The following is a 21,716-nucleotide window of genomic DNA, read 5'->3' as shown; positions in this document are numbered from 1 at the left end:
TGGCGTTCTGTCCCGGCGGCCGGTGCGGTCGGCGTGGACCTCCAACGTTCGAGGCCGGCAACGGGCGACCCGGAGACGGCATCGAGATTCACGTCCGTCGTTGATCTGGTAAGTTGCGGCAGCGATCGCAGAGACACCTGGGGAGGAAATCATGCGACCAGTTCGGTTTGGGCTGCTCGGCTTGGCCATCACGGCGGTAGTTGTGGCCGGATGCACCGACGGCAACGATTCGGCGGGCGACTCCGCGAAGGCGGGCGGCGGCAACGCGGCGGCCACCGCGCAATCGACCGCCACGAGCGGCACTCCGGCCACGGACGCCGGCACCAAGACCGCGTGCAGCGAGATCAGCGGTGACATCGAGACCACCATGGCGAAGGTCGCCGAGGCGGAGAAGATCGGACCTCCGGCTGGACACTCCGCCGTCAGTGCTCAGTACTCCGCCGGCGCCGCGGCGGTCTACGCGCACATGATCACCGCGAGCACCAAGGTCAGCGACGCCGCGAAGCAGGTGGCGACCGCCATGTCGGACCTCGCCGACAAGTACGTGACGGCCCCGAAGGAAGCGCCGAGTAAGGCGGCCCTGGACACCGCCGTCACGCAGTTCAAGGCTGCCTGCGGGGCCAGCTGAGGATCGGGTCGGGATCCTGAGGCGAGTCGTCCGGCCAGGCGGAACACCGTGCCGGTATCGGAGGGGCCATGCCGAGCGTCTACGACAGTGTTGCAGCCCGGTTCCTCGTAGATCTTGGAAAGTTGGGCACCAATATTGGTGCCTAACTCTCCAAGATTGGTGTGCTACGGCTCCTGGTCCTCGTGCGGCTCGGGCTGTTCCTTGAGCCAGCCGAGAAACCGTCCGTACAACTCGCCCACCGCGCGGTTCGGCAGGTCCGCGCAGCAGTCCACGAAGTAGCCGCCCATCAGCAGGCCGAGCGAGACCGGAGTGCCGTCGAACTCGGCGAGCAGTTGGTTGCGGCGCGTCTCGCACGGCCAGGGTGCCCCGCAGCCGGCGCACACCCAGTTGGGCCGGATGGGGACGTGGACGTTCACCCGGGCCAGTGCCCGGGGCAGTCGGCCAAAAGGGCTGTCAGGATCGCGCACGGCCATCGCTCGCCACACCGGCATGTTGTGCGGAACCTTCTCCACGACCACCTCCGCTGGTGCTTGCTGTGCAGGGCGGACCGGTATCCCTCGATGTACGGATTTGGCAACGCGATTCCTCCCGCCGTGGTGGGGAGCGCGACGGCCGAGGGCGGGGAAGGGCTGGGGTCCTACGGCCGCCGCGCTCCGGTACGTGGAACCCGAAGTCGGGTTACGACCAAGGGACGATCCCGTGCCTGGCGCGGCGGATCAGGCCGACGACATCCGCCTCGCCGCAGCCGACAGACGTGAGCACCGTGCGGCCCCAGCGGTTCAGTGCGCAGGGCCAGGGGGCGTGGCAGTTGACGCACAGCGTCCCCGTGGGCCACTGCTCACCCTGGTGGATGATGACGGCCTTCTGTGCGTACTCGATGTCCTCGTTGGTCGGCTGTGCAGGTACCGGGTACTCGATCTCATCCACTTCGCTGACCAACTCAGGCCTCCGTCGCCGTGGGGTCGGGGTCGGGGGTGCCTCCGACGGGGAGCGGCTCAGTGGCGCAGCTCCCCGCCGGGACTTGCACTTGCGGAGCAACTCCGGAGCGAAACCTCTACCGGCTGCCACGCAGGAAGAGGCTCAGTTGCAACTTATACGTGACACTAGGAAGAGTCAATGCGAGCGGCGCATGAAGCTTGAGCGCGCAGCGGCACAGGTGATCAGATGGAGTTGCCACGCAGGAAGAGGACGACTCCATGCCGATCACGCCTGACTATGTACGCATCGCTGACGAGTTGGAGGAAGCCATCAGATCGGGAAAGCGAGCGCCCCACTCCAAGCTGCCGTCTCTGTCGGAACTGCAGAAGATGTTCAACGTCGGTAGCACCACCATCCAGCTCGTGATGGTCCGACTGGAGGCCCGCCTGCTCATCTACCGGCACCAGGGCAAGGGCATCTTCGTCTCCGAACCGAATACGTGGATGCTCTTCCCGAAGTAGGCGACACGGAGACGCCCTTCGAGATCGAAGGTTCCCTTGCTCACCTGTGCAAGTACGGTGGGCCGTCTCGGTATCGCCCCTCTGGGAGGGGGCGGATCGATGGCGGGAGAGGTGTGCCGGCTGGCGTCTCACCTGGCATCTCGGGCATCGGCCCGCCGAGGCATCTCCTGATGGCGGGCAGAGACCGTCTCTTGGGTGACCCCGCTTGCATCGTTGTGCAGCGGTGGCGCGGCTATGCCTGCGGCCTCGTCACAACAGGGGGGACATGCTGCGGCCCCGACTCAGGGTGAGAGCCGGGGCCGCGTTCAGTTCGGTGGTGGGAGTGTCATGCCACCAGGGTGGTGGCGCGTTCCATCTGAATCTGTGGCGGTCGGTACTCGACGTCACCGTCAACGAAGTCGTCCGCGGTTGGCCAGAATGGGGTGGCGGCACCCGCGGCATGGACGGTCGATCGGATGACGGCGAGGGCTCTCTGGAGGCCTGCTACCTCGTTGTCCGCGAAGACCAGCAGCGAGATCGTGATGGTCCGTTCGGCGGCGTCGGTACCGATGGAGGCATCAGTCACGTCCGGATTGCAGTCCTCGAGCTTGTGGCAAGAACGCCAACGCGAGCGCCGGTGTCGCCCCCGGGGGTCCGGGTCGGCCTGGTCGGCCGCTTGCGGAGCGCCCATTCGACCACCGCGAGGTTGATCACCCAGCCGGCGAGCATCATCAGTGCCCGGCCGAGCCCGCGCGGTTGGCCGACCAGCAGCATCCAGGGCAGGTGGGTCAGGACCTGGGTACCCGCGCCGAGGCCGATCGCGTAGCCGCGGGCCATCCAGGCGCGGTGGCGGGCGATGTCCCGGCGCCGGATCGCGGCGACGCCGAGGACGATGCAGCCGACCATCCCTGCGCCGAAGACGAGCCGCATCGGGGTGAGCAGTACGTCGTCGGCGGGCGGGCGGGGATAGAACAGCGTCATCCACAGGCCCGACAGCGCCGCGGCGAGCCCGCAGGGAACCAGCAATCGCCCGGCCATGCGGTGCCAGCCGGGTCTGCGGCGCCGGAAGCCGGGGGCGAACTGGAACGCCCCGAGGAGCGCGTACAGGGTGACGCTGACGATGTGCACCAGTACGGGTACCGGCGAGGCGAAGAACCGGGCGTTGTCCGGTGTGACGGTGGCGCCGCCGGTGAGCTGGGCGGCCCGGGCGGCGCCGGCGAGCACCGGGACGGCGCTGAGCAGGATCAGCCCGGCGGGCACTAGCCACTCTCGCCTGGTGGAGGAGGTCACGGCGGGCTCCCTTCGTCGTTCCGGTCGTCCGGCGGCCGGATGGGTGTACGGCGTACACCTCTTGCGATCAGAGTAGGGTGTACGCCGTACACCGTCAAGAGCGGGTACGGTCGGCAACTGCACCAAAGGAAGGCGGTCGAGATGGCCCAGCAGGTCGACGGTGCGCGCCGAGCCCCCCTCAACCGCGACCGCGTGCTGCGTGCCGCCGTCGCGCTCGCCGACGACGCCGGGATCGACTCGCTGAGCATGCGCACCCTCGCCCACGAACTGGGCGTCGTGCCGATGGCGCTCTACAAGCACGTAGCCAACAAGGAACAACTCCTCGACGGCATGGTCGACGTCGTCGTCGGTGAGATCGACCCGCCGGTCGGCGGTGCCGACTGGAAGTCCGCGATCCGCCAGCGCATCCTCTCGGCCCGACGCACGCTGTTGCGCCACCCCTGGGCGTCGCGCGTCATCGAGTCCCGCCCCGCCCCCACCCCGGTCGTCCTGGACTACCTGAACTCGGTCGTCGGCATGTTCCGGGCCGGCGGCTTCTCCATCAACCTCGCCCACCACGTGATGCACGCTCTCGGCAGTCGCGTATGGGGGTTCACCCAGGAACTGTTTCCCGGCTCACCGCTGCCGGCCGACCCGGAGCTGCAGGCGGCCGCGTTCCGCGAGATGGCAGGCAGGTATCCCCACATCGCGGAGATTGCCATGGACGCCGCCCACGACGACGGGTCGGTCGTGGGCCAGGGCTGTGACGACCAGTTCGAGTTCGAGTTCGCGCTCGACCTGCTGCTCGACGGGTTCGAAAGGCTCCACCGGAAGGGGTGGACGTCCAGCGACCGGTCCTGACCCGCCCGGCTGGCTCAGGATCCACGCCGGTCGCGGATCCTTCGCCGCAGCACCACGACCCCGACGACACCGGCCACGATGGCCGCCAGTACGGCGAGCCGGCCGGCCAGGCCGCCCAGCCAGTCGCTCAGCCGGTCGCCGGTCGACGGGGGAGCACCCCCGAACCGGCCCTCCGCCAGCAGGTCCCGGGCGACGTCGACGTGGTGGGCGTCCGCCGGTAGCCGGACCAGCACGGCCCGTCCCCCGCCCGGGCGCAGCGCGACGACCTCCAGGCTGGCCGCTGCGGGCGCGGATGCCTGCGGCGGCGCGGGCCGGTACGTCTCGACGACCGCATCCCCGTCACGCTGCCAGCCGAGCAGGCGCGGGAACTGGCCCCGTACCTGGTCGAGCCCGGTACCCGCAACGTCCGCCCCCGACCCGGCGTCCAGGAAACGCAGCCGGAACTCGCCCGTACCCGGGTACGGAAGTTCACAGTCGTCCTCGCAGCCGGCTACCGCCTCCCAGACCGCGATCCGCCCGTCGGCGGTCCACGCACCCGGTCCGGCGAGCCGGTACCGGCGTCCCAGGTCCACCAGCTTGCGGGTGGTACCCGTCGCCACGTCCGCGACGTACAGGCTTCCGCCGACGCCGACCACGACGCGGCCACCGTCGGGGGCGAACGCGGTGAACCGCCCCCGTACCTCGGGGATGCCGGTGGCGTCCAGGCGGCGCACCGCGCCGGACCCGATGTCCAGCATCGCCAGTGGTCCGTGCTGGAAGCCCTGGATCAGGAGATGCCGCCCGTCCGGGGCCCAGGCGACCGGTATGCCGCCCGGGTACCCCCGCACCCGACCCGTGGTCAGGTCCACCAGCGACGTGGCGTCCCAACCCAACCCGTCGGTGCCGTCGACCGGCCCCGGCGCGGCGAGGTACCGGCCGTCGGGGGACAGTTGGAACTCGTCGCCGACCTCGCCCTCGTGGGCGCCGTTGACCAGCCGGTACCGGCCGGCTCGGCTCACCACGACGGTGCGGCCCTCGTACCCGAACAGGTCGCTGCCGCGGAACGCGCCCTCGCCGCTGACGATCAGCGCGGCGCGGCCGGCCGGCGCCTGCTGGACGGTGCGCTGCCAGGGCATCGGCGGGTACACCACGGAGGGTGCGGCGCCCGGAGGCTCCGCTGGCTCGACCCGCTCCGGGGCCGGCCCCAGCCAGGTCAGCGGCACCGCCACGACGACCGCGAGCGTCGCCGTGGCGGTGAGCGCCGCCGCGATCCGCCGGCGGTGCCTGCGCCGGCCGCGCCGCCACAGGTCGGTGGGGAGCGGCGGTACGGGGACCTCGTCCGCGACCGTCCGCAGCGCCTCGGCCAACGTACGTTCGGTCACGGCGTCACCTCCAGATCGATCCGGTCGGACAGTTCCGGCGCGAGTACCCGCAGTCTGGCCAGCGCGTCACGTACCTGGCTCTTCACCGTGCCGACCCGCACGCCCAGGATCGCGGCCGTCTGCGCCTCGCTGAGATCCTCGTAGTACCGCAGGACCAGCACCGCGCGCTGCCGCGGGGCGAGCCGCGCGAGCGCGTCCCACACCGCGAGGGCGGACGGCACGTCGCCGCTGGCGTCCAGCGCCGCCACCTGTGGCGGTTCGACCTTCACCTCGGTGACCCCGCGCCGGCGCCGGCGCCACCAGGAGACGTGCTGGTGGTAGAGGGTGCGGCGGACGTAGGCGTCCGGATCACCGGCGGACGCGACCTGGCGCCACCGGCCGGCCAGGCGGAGCAGCGCCTCCTGCACCAGATCCTCGGCGAGATGGTGGTCGCCGGTGAGCACGTAGGCGGTCCGGAACAGCGAGGCTCCACGCGACCGCACGTACGCGTCGAAGGACTGCTCCACGTCCATCCGCACCTCCTCCTCACTACACGCCCGCAACGACCGGGTTGGAGGGGTGGCAGGCTGCGCGGGGCCCGCCGCACCACCGACCAGGAGCGGTACCGGCAGCTATGCGTCCTGGTGCGGTGCTGGCGGCGGGTCCTGGTGCGGCGCCGGCGGCTTCCGGCGATTGACGAGCTTGACCACTCCGACGACCACTCCGGCGACCACGGCGAGGCAGCAGAGCGCCGCCCCGAACGTCCCGATGAGGTGGCCGATCTGGTATGCGCTGCTGCTTTCCTGCTCCAACGTCGAACCTTCCCACGATCACGGTCGAATCCGATGAGAATAGGACCACGTCGATGAAACTGATCAGTGGCCGTACGGCGGAAATCCGGCCCGCTACCGGGCATTCACCGCCGGGCCATCTCGCCGGCGCGTTTCCGCAGGTCGATCGGCGTTCGAACGGAGCCACTGTGACGTTCGGCCTTACTGATCCGGGGGTTGGCGGTGGTACCGTCGCGCCGGCGGCCGGCTTTTCTCCCGCCGCCGAAGGGCTGACGTCATGGACTGGCTTGTCGAACCCCCGACCGCGACCGCGGCCAGCGAACTGCGCATCGAGGTGGGCGCGTTCCTGCGCCGGCACGCTGCCGACCCCGCCGACGTGGACGACGCGGAGGTGGTCGTCTCCGAACTGATCGGCAACGCGGTGGAGCACGCCGGTGGTCCGATCTGGGTCAGCCTCGACTGGACCGCGGCGCAGCCGGTGCTCACCGTGCATGACCTGGGGGTGTCGTTCACCCTGGATCCGTCCCGGCCCGAGGCCACCAGCCTGCGCGGCCGCGGCCTGTGGCTGGTTTCCCGGTTGGCCCGGGATCTGGAGCTGGTGGCCAAGCGGGGCGGTGGCAAGCGGGTACGGGCCACGCTGGCGGTCACCCGCCGCAAGGAGGACTCGTTCGACCCGCCCCGGCGGCGGGTGAACGCGCTGCCGGCCGGCGAGGAGGCGGGCCCGGACGGGTTCACCCGGGAGCCGTTCCTGCGCGCTCTCGTGGTGGAGCTGTCCCGGGCGGTCAACGACATGCACGGCCCGCTGGCCGACGAGGAGTCCATCGCCCGGGTCGGTGCGACCGTGGGCGGGCAGATGGAAGACGAGTACCGCCGCGCCCGGGCCGTCACCGGCCGGCTCACCCCGGAGCAGATCGCCGACTGCTACGTGCGCCTCAAGGCCGCCATCGGCGGCGACTTCTACGTCATCAGCCTCAGCGACGACCGGATCGTGCTGGGTAACCGGCGCTGCCCGTTCGGCCCCACGGTCCGGCACGCTCCGGGCCTGTGCCGCATGACCTCCAGCGTCTTCGGCGGCATCGCCGCCCGCAACCACGGCCGGGCGGCGATCCTGCTCGACGAGCGGATCGCCGTCGGCGACCCCGAGTGCCGGATCACCGTGCTGCTCGGGCCGGAGGCGGTCGACCGTACCCCCGGCGGGCACCGCTACCGCGGGAACGGCTCCGACCCGTCCTGACCGCGTCCGTCGGTACGGCGTTGAACCGTAGGGGTCGATCGCCCGTACTACCGCACGGCGTGACGACTGACGTGACCGATGGGAGGCGCATCCGCACGTCCTGACCGGGTGGAACCGGCACGCGTGCCGTCGGACGGGAGAACGGACAGGCGCCGGCGACCGGCTGACCTGCGGGTCGACCGGCGTTCCGGGTCTGTCGGTGACGCCTGCCCGGCTGCGTTTTCCGGTGTCCGTCGCCGGTCCGGCGTTATCGTCGCGAAAAAGGTACGACAATGGTGTAGGTGTATTTCCGGTCGTCATTGTCGACTGGCACTACCGGAGCCCTGTGCGATCGTCGTTGTGGTTGTTCAATTGTTTCTGGTTGCGCATCGCTGTCGATCGGGTACGTGGCGCTATACCCGCTCTGAGCTGGGACTTTGGTCGGGGCGATGGAGATGTCCGGGCTGGACGAGGCGAATTTAGCCGGGGTGCCGGACAGTGAGAAATATAAGTCTCGATTAAGAGACTCTTTGGAACTTTAATTCTTCCTCGGTGCGCTTGACGGATATCCGAGGCCGCTTTTAACGTCAATCCCCGAAAGCTGCGGTGTGGACTCGTCGCAGATGAGAGTGGGCGCATGCCGGCACCGGACCGGACAACGTGCGAGTGCCCCGTAGCCCGTACGGACGACGCCACCGCGCCGCCCCGGACGTGAAGGAGAAGGTAGCCACTCATGAATCGGTCGGCACAACGGCGCGGACGTCCCCGCGGCAGTAGAAACAGGCGGATCGCCGCAGTGGCCACCGTCCTCGTGGTGTTCGGCGCCCTCGTCACCGTGCAGCAGGTGTCCTCGGCGAAGTCGCAGCGCTTCCGCCCGGTGGCCAACACCCAGTGCGGTCCCGTCGCTCCCGGCCCGACCGCCCCCAACGGCCAGGACGTCACCACCACCCAGCAGAACGGGCGCACCGTCCGCCAGCACTGGGGTGACGGCCAGCGGCCCAAGCCGGGCTGCCCGGGCAGCACCCCGTCGTCCTCCCCCTCGGGCGCCGGGCAGACGGTGGACTGTCCGACGGTCGCCGACAAGCTGCCGGCCGTACCGGCGGCGGCGAAGGCCGAGGTGGACCAGAACCTGGCCCAGCTCGAGACGCAGATCGCCGATGCCAACAAGCAACTGGCCGCGAGTAAGGGCCAGGGCGGGGCGAACTTCGTCAACAACTCGATCCTGGGTCCGCTGGCCAGCAAGCGTACGGCCACGATCAACCGCATCGCGACGGCCATCGGCCGGGTCGCGGCCAAGCCGACCGGCCTGGACCAGCTGGCCAAGTGCACCGTCAGCCAGCCCAGCAACAACGGCGGCAACAACGGTGGTGCCAACGGCGGCAACACCGGCGGCAACAACAACGGCGGCAACACCGGCAACAACAACGGCGGCAACAACGGCGGTAACAACCTGAACATCCTCGCCGACCGTTGCCGGGGCGGCAGCAACCTGCAGCTGCACGACGGTTTCCAGAACGGCAACCGGTGCGTCGACACCGAAATGGGTGAGGTCGGCGATGCCGCGAAGAACCCGTCGCTGCTGATCACGCAGGCGCCCCAGCAGGTGGGGGTCAACCAGCCCTTCACCATCCGGGTCAGCACCCGCAACCTGATCCGCGACCGGTTCCTCGCCGCCGGCCAGGGCGGCTACTACGTGGAGATGTCGAAGCTGAACGCGCAGGGTCTCGTCCGCGGTCACTTCCACACCTCGTGCCGGATGCTCGACAGCACCGACGTCGCGCCCGACCCGGCGCCGGCCCCGGCGTTCTTCGTCGCGACCGAGGACAACGCTGGTGGCGCCCAGGCGGACCAGATCGTGATCCAGGTCCCGGGCCTGCCGCAGAAGGGCATCGCCCAGTGCGCGTCGTGGGCCGGTGACGGTAGCCACCGCCTGCCGATGATGCAGCGCGCCAACCAGCAGCCCGCCTTCGACGTGGTTCGCATCAACGTCAACTGACGGGCGCAGACCTGGCGTCGGGGTACGGGACTGGGTGGGCCCGTACCCCGACGCCACCGGCATGAAAGACGCCACCGGCATGAAAGAGGAGCGGTCCATGAACGGCAACTGGCGTACCGTGCTGGTGGTGCTCGGCGCCGCCGTGGTCGGATCGGTTGCCCTCGCGGCGCCCGCCGCCGCGGCGGACGTCACCGTGACCCCGTCCCAGGCGCCCCGCGGCGGCCCGGCCGAGCTGGCCTTCCAGGTCCCGGAGGAACGGCCGGGCGCGTACACGACGAAGGTCGAACTGGTGGCGCCGGAGGCGACGCCGATCGCCGAGATCTACCCGATGTCCGTCGACAACTGGGCACCCTCGTCCACCATGCGCACGCTCGACCATCCCGTCGAGCTGATCCACGGAACGCAGAGTACCGAGGTCACGGCCACCGTCACCTGGATCCGGGTGGGTGGCCCGCCGGCCGACCCGAGCACGCCCGACCAGCTCAGGGTCTCGCTCGGCCCGATGCCGGACACCGACCGGGTCGCGTTCACGATCGTCCAGACGTACTCCGACGGCACCGTCGTGCGCTGGGCCGACCAACCCGGGCACCGGGCGCCGGTCGTCACCCTGATCGACGATCCGGCCGCCGCGGGCAGCCACAACCACGAGGGCGGCGACGCACAGGGCGCCGACGCCGTACCGGTGGCCCAGTCGAGCAGGAGCGGCGGCGGCATGTACGGGATCCTCGGCGCCGGCCTGCTCGTCGGCCTGGCGGCCGGGCTCGGCCTCGACGGCTGGCTCATCCTCCGCGCGGTACGCCGGACCGACCCGGCCGCCGCCGACGCCGGGTAACGCGTCCTCAACCGAGGTGGCGCGTCCTCAACCGAGGTGGCGCGTCCTCAACCGAGGTGGCGCGGCCTCAGCCGACCTCCGTGGCCTCAGTCGATCTCGTAGTCGAACCAGATCCGGTGGGTGCCGTCGGCATCGACCGCGATCCCACCGGTGCCGGAGATGCCGGTCAGCTCACCGGTGCCGCTCGAGGGCACGATGGTGCAGAACTCGGCGGTACGGTCGCTGCCGGTGGTCGTCGCAGAGTGCGCGAAGGTGAAAGCGCCGGTCCGGCCGTTCAGCGAGCCTTCGAAGGACTCCATGGCGACGTAGGTGCCGACGCCCCTCGCCTGGTCGAACGCCGAGGTGAACAGGGCCGTCGAACGACCGTCGACCGCACCCTCGAAGTGCTTCTCGATCGTCGCGACGCCCACGGGAAGACCGGTCGGTACGGCCGGATCCGGCGCCACGTCGGTCGGCACGAAGGCATTGACCCTGAACGTTCCGGCAGCTCTCATCGGCCGATCGTATCCAGGCGGCCCGGCCGTGGGTGGCCGGACAACCGATCACCCGGTGCCTGCCCCGGCGGGAGCGCAGGATGGCAAGCCGGTCGGCGGTACCGGAGGGTAGCTTTCCTCGGGGATGCCTTCCGGTGTGGACGTAAGGAGTGACCGGTGCCGAGGACACACACGTACGAGCTGACCGTCACCTGGACGGGCGACCGGGGTACCGGCACCGCGAGCTACCGGGGGTACAGCCGGGCGCACGAGGTCACCGCCGCCGGGCCGCCGCCGCTGCCGGGCTCGTCGGACCCGACGTTCCGCGGCGATCCGGACCGGTGGAACCCGGAACAGCTCCTCGTCGCGGCGCTGTCGCAGTGCCACATGCTGGCGTACCTGCACGTGTGCGCCGTGGCCGGGGTGGTGGTGACGGGGTACACCGACACCCCGCGCGGGGTGATGGCCGAGACCGCCGACGGTGGCGGCCACTTCACCGAGGTGGCCCTGCGGCCCCGGGTCACCGTGACGTCGCCGGACATGGTGGAACGGGCGACGGCACTGCACGAGGACGCCCACCGGGTCTGTTTCATCGCCGGCTCCGTCAACTTCCCGGTACGCCACGAGCCGATCGTCGCGGTCCAGGGTGCGCCGGCCTGATCGTCGGCTTGCACCTGTCACGGTGTGAGGTCATAGCGTCGCTGTCGTGAACGCGGAAGCAGCGGGCAGGCGTGCGGAAGCAGTGGACCGACCCGCATCCGGGTCGGGATGGCGGCGCTGCGCGGGTTCGGCCTGTCCCTGGCCGAGGTCGGCCAGGTGTTGGACGGCCGCGGCGCGGATCCGCGTGGGCTGCTGCAGCGGCAGTTGGCGCAGGTGGATGAGCGGATCGAGGTGGCGCAGCGATTGCGCCGCATGCTGCTCGGCGTTCTCGCCGGGCTCGGCGGTACGGCCGAGCCATCGGAACTGGCCGAGTTGCAGCGCCACCGGGCCGCACTGCTCCCGCCGGGGTGGGGCGGGTAGCCGGCCACGGCCACCCACCCCAAGATCCACGCAATGTCGCGAACTTTGCGGCATCCGCCGTGCGGATAGCAGCAATGAGTGCGACATTGCGCGGACCTCGGGTGCGGGTGCGGGTGCGGACCTCGGGCGCGGGGGCGGGTGCGGGGGCGGGCGCGGGGTCGGCGCTCAGCCGACGTCGACGGTCACGCCCCGCGAGAACCGCGAGTCGTGCAGTTCCAGCGCCGTGATCCTGGCGCCGGTGGGGATGTCGAACACCAGCGTGCCGGTCACCGAGTTACCCGGGCTGATGTTCTCGTAGAACGTCTTCGTGTTCCGGTTGGCGTACAGCTCCGCCAGCACGTCGTTGCGGTACGCCACCCGGCCCGGCCCGGTGGCGATCTGGTTGCCGCCGCTGAGCGAGCGCGGGCGGGTACCGACGTTCCTGACGTCCACGGTGACCAGACAGAACCTGCCCTGCGCGGCCTTGTGGAAGAGCTGGTCACCGACCGTCGGGCGATCGCACGCCATCGATCGTACGGTGAACTCGAACTGCCCGTCGCGGGCGGGTTGGCCGAGCCGGGCGTGCGCCTGCGCGCGGGTCGGCGGCGGGTCGGTGTCCGCGACGGCCGAAGTGAGCCGGGCGTCCCCGGCCCCCTTCACGGCAGCGGCCACCAGGCCACCCACGCAGCACAGTCCGGCCAGGACGGCGCCGATGACGAGCACCAGCCGGCCGGTACCCGACGCCGCACCCGCCAGACGGTCGCGGTCCGCGGCGGGTCTCCAAGCGCCGGCAACCCCATGACCGGATCAGCGCCTACCGCCGGTGCCGCGGCCCTCGGCCTGCTCCGCGGGTACCGCTGCCTGCGTGGCCAGCTGACTGAGAGCGTTGGCGATCTCCGGGGCGAGCGCCTTCGCCAGTGGCGGGGCGAGGGCGTCGGCGAGTGCCGGGGCGAGCGCCCCGACCAGGAGTACCTTCTCGAAGTCGGACGCCTGGGTCAGGGTACGGGTCAGCGACACCGCCGCCGCCTCCGTGAGCGCCGCGGTGATCGTTTCCTCGTGGTGGGCGCCGTCTCTGGGGTCCGAGCCCGTGCCGGTCATGATCTCCTTGATCAGTTCCTCGAGTAGCGGTTCCACCGAGTCGGTGTCGGACCGGTCCGCCATGGTGAACCTCCCGGTCTGTTGCGGTGCCCTCCGGCCGCCGGGCGGCGCCGGCGAACCGGAGAGCCACGCCAATGAAATCCACGGACATGTCTGTCGCTGCCGCTACCTGGCGGCGGTCGGCCAGCACCGCGCCGGCGGCCCCCGGCCGTGGCCGCGCTAGCGGCGGTTGGCCATCATCGCGAAGGCGATCGGGTTGACGACGTCGGCACGGCGCTCGTGCCCCCGGGCCATCATGGCCAGCATCAGCGGTGTGACCATGGTGCCGGGCTCGTCCCGGCCCCGGGCCATCATCGCCAGGGCGATCGGGTTGATGACGCTGCCGCGCTCCTCACCGTGGTGGTGGGCCATCATGGCGAGGGCGACGGGGTGGATCTCCTCGCTGGGGTCGGCGGCATGGTGCTGCGCCAGCATCGCGAGGACGACCGGATTGATGACGCCGCTGCGCTCCTCCCGCTGGCGGGCCAGCATCGCGAGGACGACCGGCTGGATCTCCTCGGTGCGCTCCTCACGCCAGCGGGCCATCATCGCCAGCATCAGCGGGTTGACGTCGTTGATGTGCTCCTCCCGCTGGTGGGCCATCATCGCGGCCATCAGGAGGGGTTCGATCATGCGCTGCCCGTCACCGTGCTCCTGCTGCTCTCTGGCCTCACGCGCCTCGTCCTGCTTGGTGGCTGACGTCATGATTTTCCCTTCCGGATCTACGCCCCTGGGTGGGTTGTCATTCCTGGTGGGATCGTCCGAGCGTCCGCGGGACGGCAGGTGTCCGCGGGGTGGCCCGTTGCGGGCCGGGGTGGGATAGCTGACCCGGTGGGTCCACCGGGCGGTGCACGGAAGGCGGAACCAGGTGCTGCGCGGCGGTACGGCTGCCGGCTGCCGCCGTACCGTTACCGTCGCTGCCGTACGGCTACCGTCGCGGGGTACCACTGACCAACGCGGCGGGACTTAAACCGGGCGGCGCCGGCAGGAGGTGCCGAACCGGGCGGCGTTCGCATCAGGACGCCATGCCGGCGCCGGCCTCGACGATGGCGTCGTCGACCGCGTAAGCCAGTTCGACGTCCAGCCTGGTGACCGCGTCGACGCTGGTGGTACGCACGACCAGGGTGGCGGTGTTCGGCCCGCGCCGGCCGATGTGCGGCACGCGCCCCACGTCCTCGCGCAGTTGGATCAGCCGGTGCAGGACCCGGTCGAGGTTCTCCGCCGGCAGGACGATCTCGCGGATCAGTGCCCGGCGGTCCCCCGACCACAGTGGCAACGTGGACAGGGCCTCGCGCAGCTCCTCGTCGGTGAGCGGAGGCGGCTGTTCGGTCGGGCCGGCGACCAGCCCGCCCCCGATCGGTGGCGGAGCGAGGAGCGGATGGACGTAGTCCGGCAGGTCCAAGGCCGCGATCAGGTCGTGGTCCTGATCGGCCATCGTGCTCAGGACCGCCTGGACCTGGTACCGGGCCTGGTCGCGTTCGCGATGCACGATCGTGCCGACCTGGATCAGGAACCCGTTCAGGTCCAGCGGGGCGTAGGGGACGTTGATTGCGTAGTCGTCGTGCAGTTCGGTCGGTACGCCGTCCAGGAACTGCCGCCGGTCGGACTCCTCCAACGCGCGGGCGAGTACCGTGGTGGTCGCCTCGGCGGCCAGGCGCGCGTGGTCGAAGTCCAGGTCGGCGCGGCGGCTCACCTCGTTGATCAGATCGCGGTACCGGATCCAACCCGGGCTGTTGGTCACGCCGGCCGCTTGCGGATGCCACTTCGGCCACGGTGGACCGGATCGTGGCGGCGGCCCCGGGACGGGCCGGTGAGGTGTCGGCTTGTGCGTACCGGCCGGCGGGGGACCGGCCCGGTGTGCGTGTTCGGTGTGCTCTACCTGCTTGGAGGAGCCCAGGGTCACCCCGGCCTCACTGGGGGCCCGACCTTCCTCGCGGGCGCGCCGGGCGAGCGCCCGGCGGCGCTGGTTGTCGCCTTCCATCTGCTTGCCGCCCATGGCGGAAAGCTTCCCAGTGCCCGTCGCCCTAACCCTTGGCGCCGACCACCGCCCACAATTGCTCGGAGCGATCCCTGTCCGGCTTCCGTAGACTGGGCCTCCCATGACGACCGACCACGCCACCCGCGTCAGCGAACCGCACGGCGCCGCCGCGACGACGCTCGCCCCCGCAGGTCACCCGGTCTCCCCTCGGACCCGCGACGCCCGCCGCGGTGACCAGCTCGCCGCCGTGGCGTACCTGCTGCTGGCCTTCGGGGTCACCGCCGGGCTCTGGCTGCACCGGGGTGGCGCGATCCTGCGGGAGAACCGGCAGGACCAGATCCAGTTCGAATGGATGCTGACCAACGCGGTACGCACGGTGCGGCACCTGGCAGACCCGTTCTTCACCGACGTCCTCAACGCGCCGTTCGGGGTCAACCTGATGGCGAACACCTCGACGTGGGGACTGACGCTGCCGCTGGCGCCGGTGACCGCGCTGTTCGGTCCGCAGGTGGCGTTCCGGATCATGTTGACCGGCGCGTTCTTCGGCACCGCCCTGGCCTGGTACCACCTGCTGTCCCGGCGGGTGGTCACGTCCCGGGCGGCGGCGTTCGTGGGCGGGGCGTTCTGCGCCTTCGCGCCCGGCATGATCGGCCAGGGCACCGGGCACCCGAACATCGTCGCCCAGTTCGTGCTGCCGTTCATCGTGGCCGTGGTGCTGGGCATGCGACAGCCCGAGCACCCGGTACGCACCGGGCTGCTGCTGGCCGGGCTCGTCACGTACCAGATCTTCATCAACGAGGAGATCCTGCTCCTCACCGCGCTCGCCCTCGGGGTCTTCGTTCTCGCGTACTGGGCGCAGCGGCGCGACGTGGTCAGGCCGGTACTCGGCCGTTGCCTGGTGAGCCTCGGGGTGACCACCGGGGTCGTCTCGGTGCTGATCGCCTACCCGCTGTACCGGCAGTTCTTCGGCCGGCAGAGCTACCACGGCCTGCCCGGCTGGGTGCTCGACTACAACACCGACCTGGCCTCGTACGTCGGTTACGCCCAGCAGTCGCTCGCCGGTACCAGGGCCGGCGCCGAGCACCTGGCGCAGGGGGTGGCCGAGCAGAACACGTTCTACGGCTGGGGCCTGGCCGTCCTGGTCGTCATGATCGTCGTCTGGCTGTGGCGCAGCGCGGCGGTGCGGGCGCTCGCGCTGACCGGGGCGGTGTTCATGGTGCTGTCGCTCGGGCGCTACGTCGTCGTCGGCGGCGAGCGGACGACGACCATCGGGCCGTGGTACTGGCTCGCGAAGGTGCCGCCGTTCGACACCGTCGTGCCGACCAGGCTGTCGCTGGTCGTCATCCCGATCGTGGGCCTCCTGCTGACGCTCTTCGTCGAGCGGCTCATGGTCGACGGCGCCGGGCCCCGGTTCTGGACCCCGCTGCGGGTACTGGGCGTCGCGGCGCTCCTGGTGGCGCTCGTGCCGATCGCCCCGAAGCCGTTGACCGTGTCCGATCGGGGACCCACCCCCCGGTTCTTCACCAGTGGTGCCTGGCGCGACCACGTACCCGCGGGCGGCACGGTCGGCCTGCTGCCGTTCGGCTGGAGCAGCGACCTCGACGGGATGCGGTGGCAGACCGAGCAGGGCCTGCCCTTCAAGCTCGTGGGCGGGTACTTCCTGGGCCCGGACCCGGCGCGCGACGACAAGGAGGCCGTCTTCGGCCCCGGCGGGCACTTCGCGCGGACCGTGCTCGCCGAGAAGCGGGACACCCCCGTCGTCCTGAGCGAGCAGGAGCGGGCGTACTGCCTCGCGCAGTTGCGTTCCTGGCACACGACCGTCCTGCTGCTCCCCGAGGACGCGCCGAACGCCCCTGTCCTGCACGACCTCGCCGAGCAGCTCCTCGGCCCCGGTCAACACGTCCAGGACACCTGGGTCTGGCAGGTGCCGGCCTAGCCGTTCCGCCCGGCGCGGGGGCCGGCCCAGCCGTTCCGCCCGGCGCGGGTCAGGCGCAGCGGATGTACAGGCGGACCGTCGTGCCGTGCGGGTCGGAGCGGATCTCGACGAGGTCACACAACTGGCGGGTGATCCACAACCCGTGCCCACCCTCGCTGTCCGGGCTGGGCGGCACCAGACCGAACAGGCCCTTCGTGGCCCGGCCCCGGTCGAACACCTCGCACAGCAGGTACCGCTCGTCGCGCCAGATCCGTACCTGCCCACCGCCCGCACCATGGCGGATCGCGTTCGTCGCCACCTCGTTGACGGCGAGGATCAGGTCGTCGAGGCGTCCGGGCGGTACGCCGAGCCGGGTCGCCTGGGCGACGACGAACCGGCGTACCGGCGCCGGGTCGCCGTCGAAGGCGAGCGCCGCGTAGGAGCCGGCGGGTGGGAACGGCAGCTCCGGCTGCCACTGGGTGCACAGCTCGGCGGGGTCGCCGTAGTCGGGGCTCTCCTTGCCGTCGCTGAGCTGCGGGTGGGTGCGCCGGGCGTCGGCGAGGACGTCCGGGGCGAGCAGGCGCTCGTCGTACGAGCAGATCATCCACGCCGGGGCTGCGGCGAGGGCGACGTTGAGGCCGGCTTCGAACCGCTTCCATCCGGACGTCTCGAGCGGGCTCCAGCCGTTCCACACCGGCTCGCCGATGACGCGTACCCGTTCCTGCCCGCTCCGGCGTTCCTGCACGTACCGGTGACAGGCGGCTATCGTGCGGCCGGGGGCGTCGTACCACCGCGCGGGTTCGACGAACTGGACCTGCGCGGCCGCCCGGCCCAGCTCCCCACGCAGCAGGACGCTGTTGGTCTCGGTGGTGACCGCGAGGACGGGTTCGCCGCGGTTCAGGCCCTCCTCGATGAAGGGCAGGACCGCGGCCAGGAACTGCTGGGCGTCGTGGTAGATGAGCGCCTGGTGGATCAAGGAGGAGCCGGTCACAGGTCCACCTCCTCGGCAAAGCACAGGCCGGATGTACGGTCCCAACCGACGATTCCGAACACTTTACGTAAACCAGGCGCCAGTCGCTCGATGATCAAGCGTCGCCCGGGAGCGAGGCCCGCGGCGGTGTGCACGATCGCTCGTACCCCGGCGACGTCGATAAATTCCAGCTCTCCCAGATCGACGCGGATGTCCGGCTCCGGCCAGCCGGTAGCCCGGTGCAGCGTGGTCGTGAACGCACCGACGGTCACCACGTCAACCGTGCCCGCCACCCGCAACCCGCGCGGGGCGTACGTGGGGGTGATGCGCAGCCGGTGGTCGTCGTGCAGCGGATCGATCTGCACCACCTCGGGATGGCAGCCGATCAGGCCGCCGATCGCCGTCTCGTCGACCAGCCGCTGGTCGTACTGGCAGATCGCGGCGAGCTCCCGGGAACGGCACACCGTCGACAGGCGGTGCTCGTACTCCAGGAGTGCCCGCTCGTCGACGATCGGGCACAGGTCGGAGGTCATCTCGCGGCTGACCCGGAGCCCCGGGTAGCCGGCGTCGCGCGCCTGGCGGATCTCCACCCACAGGGTCGTGATCACGGTGTCGGGTTCGAACCGGCCGCCGGCGTGCGGGGCGGCGCCGATCGGATGGATCTTCAACCGACCCTCGTCGACCATGCGGTCTATTTCGATTCCGCTCTCCGCCAGCCAGGAGCCGATCACGTCCGGCGCCGTATGGTCGGCGTAGTAGATGACCCGTTCGCCACGGGACAGGCCGTCGACGATGTACGTGGTCAGCACCTCGCGCCGTTCGTCGTCGTTGGAGAACGGCAGGCACAGGTGGTCACCCATGCGTACCTTCCGGACCTGCCTGGTCCTGCTGGCGTGGGCCACGTTCACCTCCTCGCCCGGGGGCGCGATGGTCAACCTACCGGCGACCGGTGGCCGGCCCGCCGGTCGGGGATGGGATACCCGCCTGATCTTCGCGGATAAACGGCGCCCGATGCGGGTACCAGGACTTTCCGGGGTGTCGTGAGCCGGTGGGAGGTCGTGGCCTCGGCGGCACGCCCGCCAAGGATCGTGATCACACGGCCCGTCCGGAAGGGGTGATCACACGGCCCGTCAGGGGGTCGTGATCACGCAGCCGGTGCAGATCCTGGCTTCCGGCAGGGTGAAGGCCAGGCAACAGGTGCGCCGGCGGACCTGAAGTCGGCCGGCCGGGCCCGGGGTCAGGTCCACGAGGCCGTTCAGGTCGAGGCCGGTGAGGAGGGCGTTCACGACCTCCAGGGTCGAGCCTGGGACGACGTCCGCCGCGCGGGAGATGGCGTGGGCGACGCCCGACGCCAGCGAACCCCACAGGGTACGGGTGCCCAGGCGGGTCCGTGCGTGCAACCGGTCGACGACCGGTGCCAGGTGGGCGTCGATCAGGCTGGAGCGCAGGGCGTCGAGCAGCGCCGGCTCGTCCCGGACCACCCGGATGCCGGGCTGGTCGAGCGCGGCGAGCGGATCGGTCGGCAGTACCGCCAGTCCCGGGTCGGTCAGGCCGGCGCGCAGGAAGGGCTGGCGGTCGGCGTACCGGACCAGGACCTTGTCCGGCTCCAACAGTGGTACGCGGCGGGCGGTGGCGTAGCCGAGCAGCGCCGGCAGCGCGGTCCAGTACGAGTAGTACTTCCAGGCCAGGGCGGCGGCGACGTGCGGGGTCGCGTCCCAGCGCCGCTGGGCGGCGTCGAGCAGGTCGTCGAAGGCCGCCCCGTGGACGATCTCCGTCGCCGGGGTCCAGCCCGTGGTGTCGGTGACGTAGAGGCCGGGGGCCAGGCCGTGCACCGGGTAGCGACCGGTCATTGCGGTCAGCGCGTCCAGCACCGGGGCCAGCGACGAGGCCACGGCCGGGCTGATGGCCGCCGTCACCGGCCACCGCCACGCGGCCGTCGGCCGTGCTCGCTTCTGCCTGTCACCGTGCTCACTTACCCCCTGGCGGCGCAATCAAGCGCCCACCATAGCGCGGATTAGGCAAGCCTAACCAACGATGTGGGGAAGCGGACAGGAAGTTGACCGACGGTCGATCATCCATCGACTGACAGTTATCTGTCAACCAGTCTGTCAGCATTGCGTCGCCGTGACCGGAAGCGCTGTCGTGCGGGAGACACTGAGCAGACCGGAAACAGACTCATATTGGCGGGGCCGGAGGCGGATGAGTACCGAGTCGCCCGCACAGCGGGCTTCTGAGGCGTTCGTGGCCGAGTTGGTGCGCTGGCGTACCGACCGGGGAATGTCGAAGAAGCACCTCGCGGCGGCGATGGGGTTCGACCCGTCGTACGTCAGCCACGTCGAGGCCCGCCGGCACCGGCCGACCGAGGACTTCGCCCGCCGTGCCGAGGCCGTCCTGCATGCCGACGGCGCGATCTGGCAGCGGTTCCGGGAGTACGAGAAACTGCGCGAGAGCTCGCGGGCGCGGGCCGGCGCGGTGAGCCGGGATCCGCCGGTACCCGAGCAGTGGCTGCCCCCGGGTACCGGCCTGATCGTCGAGCGGGAGATCGCCGAGCTGTCCTACCTCGGCGACGAGTACGTGTGCCGGGTCCAGCGGTCGCTGTACAACGCGGGTAGGGAGCCGGTCACCCGGTACCTGATCCGGATCGCGGTCGACCGGTACCCACAGCAGCCCGACGTGTCCAATCAGCACTACCGCGACCACCCGCTGGACTGGGACGAGCTGCGACTGCGGGCCGGGTGCGGCGGTGAGCCGATGCGCTGGCGTCCCAAGACCGACCGGGACGCGTTCAAAGAGGTCTGGCTGCTGTTCGAGAACGACGAGGGTAGATTCCCGCTCTACCCCGGCGAACGCGCGCAGATCGAGTACTCCTACCGCGTCGGCGTCGACAAGTGGGGCCAGTGGTTCCAGCGCGCCGTGCGCCTGCCGACCCGGCGGCTGACCGTACGGCTGTCGTTCCCCGTCGCGCTCCGGCCGGTCGTCTGGGGGGTCGAGACGTCCCTGTCGGCCGAGTCGGTGCCGCTGCGGACCCCCATCGAGCAGGAGGTCGCCCGCGAGCGGGTGGTGTTCTCCTGGACCACCGACGCCCCGCTGCTGCACGCCCGGTACCGACTGGAGTGGCGCTTCCGCTCGCCGGCCCGGCCGTCGGCCGGTGCCGGGTCCGTGCCGGGTGCCGGGTCCATGGCGGGTTCCGTGGCCGCGACGGGTGACCGGCCCGCGGCGACCGACGCCGACGCCGCGCCGGAGGTGGCATCGGGGACCGCCCCGCCAGCCGGTCCGCCGGGCGTCCGGGCCAGCGACCGGATGCGGGCGGTCGGCATCGTGCAGCGCGGTGACCGGATGCTGAGCACTCCGGCCCGCCCGTTCGACCTGCCCGGCCAGGAACTGGTGGCCCGCGGCGTGGTGTCGCGGCTGTTCGCGGTGCTCGACCGGGTCGTCGTGCTGCACCCGTTCCGCAAGGGGATGGGGCTCGCCGCGCCGCAGATCAATCTCGGTTGGGCGGCCGCCGTGGTACGCCCTCCCGAGCCGGGCGAGCCGGCGATCGTCCTGCTCAATCCGAAGGTGCGCCAGACGTCACCGGAACTCGACGAGCAGTACGAGGGCTGCCTGTCGTTCTTCGACGTCCGCGGGGTGGTCGGCCGGCCGCTGTGGATCGAGGTGGAGGCGACCCTGCCCAGTGGGGTACCCGTGGTCAACCGGTACGAGCAGGCTGTCGCCCGGCTCGTCCTGCACGAGATCGACCACCTGCACGGGCGGCTCTACACCGACCGGATGCCGCCCGGCGCCACGCTGGTGCCGGTGGAGGAGTACCAGCACACCGGCCAGCCGTGGCGCTACTGACGAAACCGCTTCTGCCGGAAACCGCTACTGACGGAATGGCCGGTCCCGACGTCCGGACC

25 protein-coding genes are annotated in these 21,716 nt (G+C 70.9%); 10 read left to right on the top strand and 15 right to left on the bottom strand.

The features are described 5' to 3' along the window. Window positions 1-151: 151 nt before the first annotated feature. Window positions 152-628: a hypothetical protein gene (locus tag ACNTMW_RS22745; protein ID WP_426635782.1), complete on the top strand. Its 477-nt coding sequence runs from the start codon at window positions 152-154 to the stop codon at window positions 626-628. 164 nt (window positions 629-792) lie between these two features. Here ACNTMW_RS22745 and ACNTMW_RS22740 read toward each other — a convergent pair whose 3' ends face one another. Beyond that, on the bottom strand, window positions 793-1,140 hold the full coding sequence (locus tag ACNTMW_RS22740) for a hypothetical protein (protein ID WP_426635781.1): 348 nt from the start codon (window positions 1,138-1,140) through the stop codon (window positions 793-795). Window positions 1,141-1,306: 166 nt separating this feature from the next. Beyond that, complete coding sequence (locus ACNTMW_RS22735; RefSeq protein WP_426635779.1) at window positions 1,307-1,567, bottom strand: hypothetical protein; 261 nt, start codon at window positions 1,565-1,567, stop codon at window positions 1,307-1,309. A 257-nt stretch (window positions 1,568-1,824) separates the two neighbouring features. Here ACNTMW_RS22735 and ACNTMW_RS22730 point away from each other — a divergent pair, with 257 nt between their 5' ends. After that, a complete protein-coding gene (locus ACNTMW_RS22730) occupies window positions 1,825-2,067 on the top strand; it encodes a winged helix-turn-helix domain-containing protein (RefSeq protein WP_426635778.1) in 243 nt (80 codons plus the stop codon). Window positions 2,068-2,392: 325 nt separating this feature from the next. On the opposite strand, the gene ACNTMW_RS22725 is transcribed toward ACNTMW_RS22730, so the two are convergent. Both ACNTMW_RS22725 and ACNTMW_RS22720 read right to left on the bottom strand, forming a co-directional pair. Beyond that, on the bottom strand, window positions 2,393-2,632 hold the full coding sequence (locus ACNTMW_RS22725) for a hypothetical protein (RefSeq protein WP_426635776.1): 240 nt from the start codon (window positions 2,630-2,632) through the stop codon (window positions 2,393-2,395). Next, a complete protein-coding gene (locus tag ACNTMW_RS22720) occupies window positions 2,629-3,306 on the bottom strand; it encodes a DUF2306 domain-containing protein (protein WP_426635889.1) in 678 nt (225 codons plus the stop codon). The genes ACNTMW_RS22725 and ACNTMW_RS22720 overlap by 4 nt, the downstream gene beginning before the upstream one ends. A gap of 171 nt (window positions 3,307-3,477) precedes the next feature. On the opposite strand from ACNTMW_RS22720, the gene ACNTMW_RS22715 reads away from it, so the two are divergent. After that, window positions 3,478-4,176, top strand: a complete 699-nt coding sequence (locus ACNTMW_RS22715) for a TetR/AcrR family transcriptional regulator (protein ID WP_426635775.1) — start codon at window positions 3,478-3,480, stop codon at window positions 4,174-4,176. A 14-nt stretch (window positions 4,177-4,190) separates the two neighbouring features. Here the strand turns inward: ACNTMW_RS22715 and ACNTMW_RS22710 are convergent, their stop codons facing one another. The 3 genes from ACNTMW_RS22710 to ACNTMW_RS22700 form a co-directional block, all read right to left on the bottom strand. Next, on the bottom strand, window positions 4,191-5,537 hold the full coding sequence (locus ACNTMW_RS22710) for a hypothetical protein (protein ID WP_426635773.1): 1,347 nt from the start codon (window positions 5,535-5,537) through the stop codon (window positions 4,191-4,193). Beyond that, window positions 5,534-6,049: a SigE family RNA polymerase sigma factor gene (locus ACNTMW_RS22705; protein ID WP_426635771.1), complete on the bottom strand. Its 516-nt coding sequence runs from the start codon at window positions 6,047-6,049 to the stop codon at window positions 5,534-5,536. The genes ACNTMW_RS22710 and ACNTMW_RS22705 overlap by 4 nt, the downstream gene beginning before the upstream one ends. A 99-nt stretch (window positions 6,050-6,148) precedes the next feature. Next, window positions 6,149-6,328 carry a hypothetical protein gene (locus tag ACNTMW_RS22700; protein WP_426635769.1) on the bottom strand — a complete coding sequence of 60 codons (180 nt, stop codon included), beginning with the start codon at window positions 6,326-6,328 and terminating at the stop codon, window positions 6,149-6,151. 256 nt (window positions 6,329-6,584) lie between these two features. On the opposite strand from ACNTMW_RS22700, the gene ACNTMW_RS22695 reads away from it, so the two are divergent. The 3 genes from ACNTMW_RS22695 (at window position 6,585) to ACNTMW_RS22685 (ending at window position 10,348) form a co-directional block, all read left to right on the top strand. Continuing rightward, window positions 6,585-7,541 carry an ATP-binding protein gene (locus ACNTMW_RS22695; protein ID WP_426635768.1) on the top strand — a complete coding sequence of 319 codons (957 nt, stop codon included), beginning with the start codon at window positions 6,585-6,587 and terminating at the stop codon, window positions 7,539-7,541. A 775-nt stretch (window positions 7,542-8,316) separates the two neighbouring features. Next, a complete protein-coding gene (locus ACNTMW_RS22690) occupies window positions 8,317-9,516 on the top strand; it encodes a hypothetical protein (RefSeq protein ID WP_426635767.1) in 1,200 nt (399 codons plus the stop codon). Window positions 9,517-9,613: 97 nt separating this feature from the next. After that, the gene (locus ACNTMW_RS22685) at window positions 9,614-10,348 is read left to right on the top strand and encodes a YcnI family protein (protein ID WP_426635766.1); all 735 of its coding nucleotides are present in this window, start codon (window positions 9,614-9,616) and stop codon (window positions 10,346-10,348) included. 86 nt (window positions 10,349-10,434) lie between these two features. Here the strand turns inward: ACNTMW_RS22685 and ACNTMW_RS22680 are convergent, their stop codons facing one another. Then, window positions 10,435-10,842, bottom strand: a complete 408-nt coding sequence (locus tag ACNTMW_RS22680; RefSeq protein ID WP_426635765.1) for a DUF3224 domain-containing protein — start codon at window positions 10,840-10,842, stop codon at window positions 10,435-10,437. Window positions 10,843-10,998: 156 nt separating this feature from the next. Here ACNTMW_RS22680 and ACNTMW_RS22675 point away from each other — a divergent pair, with 156 nt between their 5' ends. Both ACNTMW_RS22675 and ACNTMW_RS22670 read left to right on the top strand, forming a co-directional pair. Further along, on the top strand, window positions 10,999-11,481 hold the full coding sequence (locus ACNTMW_RS22675; protein ID WP_426635763.1) for an OsmC family protein: 483 nt from the start codon (window positions 10,999-11,001) through the stop codon (window positions 11,479-11,481). A 108-nt stretch (window positions 11,482-11,589) separates the two neighbouring features. Then, window positions 11,590-11,841, top strand: coding sequence for a MerR family DNA-binding protein (locus ACNTMW_RS22670; RefSeq protein ID WP_426635762.1), 252 nt, complete (start codon window positions 11,590-11,592; stop codon window positions 11,839-11,841). Between the two features lie 165 nt (window positions 11,842-12,006). Here ACNTMW_RS22670 and ACNTMW_RS22665 read toward each other — a convergent pair whose 3' ends face one another. The 4 genes from ACNTMW_RS22665 to ACNTMW_RS22650 all read right to left on the bottom strand — a co-directional run bounded on the left by ACNTMW_RS22665 (window position 12,007) and on the right by ACNTMW_RS22650 (window position 14,953). Then, window positions 12,007-12,543, bottom strand: a complete 537-nt coding sequence (locus tag ACNTMW_RS22665) for a DUF4352 domain-containing protein (RefSeq protein WP_426635761.1) — start codon at window positions 12,541-12,543, stop codon at window positions 12,007-12,009. Between the two features lie 84 nt (window positions 12,544-12,627). Then, a complete protein-coding gene (locus ACNTMW_RS22660; RefSeq protein WP_426635759.1) occupies window positions 12,628-12,981 on the bottom strand; it encodes a hypothetical protein in 354 nt (117 codons plus the stop codon). A gap of 156 nt (window positions 12,982-13,137) precedes the next feature. Next, window positions 13,138-13,662 (bottom strand): hypothetical protein, encoded by a 525-nt coding sequence (locus ACNTMW_RS22655; protein ID WP_426635757.1) that lies wholly within the window; start codon window positions 13,660-13,662, stop codon window positions 13,138-13,140. A gap of 310 nt (window positions 13,663-13,972) precedes the next feature. Further along, on the bottom strand, window positions 13,973-14,953 hold the full coding sequence (locus ACNTMW_RS22650) for a DUF2267 domain-containing protein (RefSeq protein WP_426635755.1): 981 nt from the start codon (window positions 14,951-14,953) through the stop codon (window positions 13,973-13,975). Between the two features lie 103 nt (window positions 14,954-15,056). On the opposite strand from ACNTMW_RS22650, the gene ACNTMW_RS22645 reads away from it, so the two are divergent. Beyond that, window positions 15,057-16,871, top strand: a complete 1,815-nt coding sequence (locus tag ACNTMW_RS22645) for a DUF6541 family protein (protein WP_426635754.1) — start codon at window positions 15,057-15,059, stop codon at window positions 16,869-16,871. Between the two features lie 49 nt (window positions 16,872-16,920). On the opposite strand, the gene ACNTMW_RS22640 is transcribed toward ACNTMW_RS22645, so the two are convergent. From ACNTMW_RS22640 to ACNTMW_RS22630, 3 genes are all read right to left on the bottom strand, one after another. Further along, complete coding sequence (locus ACNTMW_RS22640; RefSeq protein WP_426635752.1) at window positions 16,921-17,841, bottom strand: anti-sigma factor RsbA family regulatory protein; 921 nt, start codon at window positions 17,839-17,841, stop codon at window positions 16,921-16,923. Beyond that, on the bottom strand, window positions 17,838-18,722 hold the full coding sequence (locus ACNTMW_RS22635) for an MEDS domain-containing protein (protein ID WP_426635750.1): 885 nt from the start codon (window positions 18,720-18,722) through the stop codon (window positions 17,838-17,840). Before ACNTMW_RS22635 ends, ACNTMW_RS22640 begins: the two co-directional genes overlap by 4 nt. A gap of 228 nt (window positions 18,723-18,950) precedes the next feature. Then, a complete protein-coding gene (locus ACNTMW_RS22630; RefSeq protein WP_426635888.1) occupies window positions 18,951-19,670 on the bottom strand; it encodes an IucA/IucC family C-terminal-domain containing protein in 720 nt (239 codons plus the stop codon). 349 nt (window positions 19,671-20,019) lie between these two features. Between ACNTMW_RS22630 and ACNTMW_RS22625 the strand changes: the two genes are divergently transcribed. Then, window positions 20,020-21,657 (top strand): peptide deformylase, encoded by a 1,638-nt coding sequence (locus ACNTMW_RS22625; protein ID WP_426635748.1) that lies wholly within the window; start codon window positions 20,020-20,022, stop codon window positions 21,655-21,657. Window positions 21,658-21,716: the final 59 nt, after the last annotated feature.

Source organism: Planosporangium spinosum (assembly GCF_049999945.1).
GTDB classification, from domain to species: Bacteria; Actinomycetota; Actinomycetes; order Mycobacteriales; family Micromonosporaceae; genus Planosporangium; species Planosporangium spinosum.
The sequence above is the reverse complement of the archived record's forward strand: the minus strand, read 5'-3'. Positions and strand labels throughout refer to the sequence as shown.

Bases quoted from the DNA above. Each gene is read 5' to 3' on its own strand.
- ACNTMW_RS22745 (WP_426635782.1), top strand. From the start codon at position 152: ATGCGACCAGTTCGGTTTGGGCTGCTCGGCTTGGCCATCACGGCGGTA.
- ACNTMW_RS22730 (WP_426635778.1), top strand. From the start codon at position 1,825: ATGCCGATCACGCCTGACTATGTACGCATCGCTGACGAGTTGGAGGAA.
- ACNTMW_RS22715 (WP_426635775.1), top strand. From the start codon at position 3,478: ATGGCCCAGCAGGTCGACGGTGCGCGCCGAGCCCCCCTCAACCGCGAC.
- ACNTMW_RS22705 (WP_426635771.1), bottom strand. From the start codon at position 6,049: ATGGACGTGGAGCAGTCCTTCGACGCGTACGTGCGGTCGCGTGGAGCC.
- ACNTMW_RS22695 (WP_426635768.1), top strand. From the start codon at position 6,585: ATGGACTGGCTTGTCGAACCCCCGACCGCGACCGCGGCCAGCGAACTG.
- ACNTMW_RS22685 (WP_426635766.1), top strand. From the start codon at position 9,614: ATGAACGGCAACTGGCGTACCGTGCTGGTGGTGCTCGGCGCCGCCGTG.
- ACNTMW_RS22680 (WP_426635765.1), bottom strand. From the start codon at position 10,842: ATGAGAGCTGCCGGAACGTTCAGGGTCAATGCCTTCGTGCCGACCGAC.
- ACNTMW_RS22670 (WP_426635762.1), top strand. From the start codon at position 11,590: ATGGCGGCGCTGCGCGGGTTCGGCCTGTCCCTGGCCGAGGTCGGCCAG.
- ACNTMW_RS22660 (WP_426635759.1), bottom strand. From the start codon at position 12,981: ATGGCGGACCGGTCCGACACCGACTCGGTGGAACCGCTACTCGAGGAA.
- ACNTMW_RS22655 (WP_426635757.1), bottom strand. From the start codon at position 13,662: ATGACGTCAGCCACCAAGCAGGACGAGGCGCGTGAGGCCAGAGAGCAG.
- ACNTMW_RS22650 (WP_426635755.1), bottom strand. From the start codon at position 14,953: ATGGGCGGCAAGCAGATGGAAGGCGACAACCAGCGCCGCCGGGCGCTC.
- ACNTMW_RS22645 (WP_426635754.1), top strand. From the start codon at position 15,057: ATGACGACCGACCACGCCACCCGCGTCAGCGAACCGCACGGCGCCGCC.
- ACNTMW_RS22630 (WP_426635888.1), bottom strand. From the start codon at position 19,670: ATGACCGGTCGCTACCCGGTGCACGGCCTGGCCCCCGGCCTCTACGTC.
- ACNTMW_RS22625 (WP_426635748.1), top strand. From the start codon at position 20,020: ATGAGTACCGAGTCGCCCGCACAGCGGGCTTCTGAGGCGTTCGTGGCC.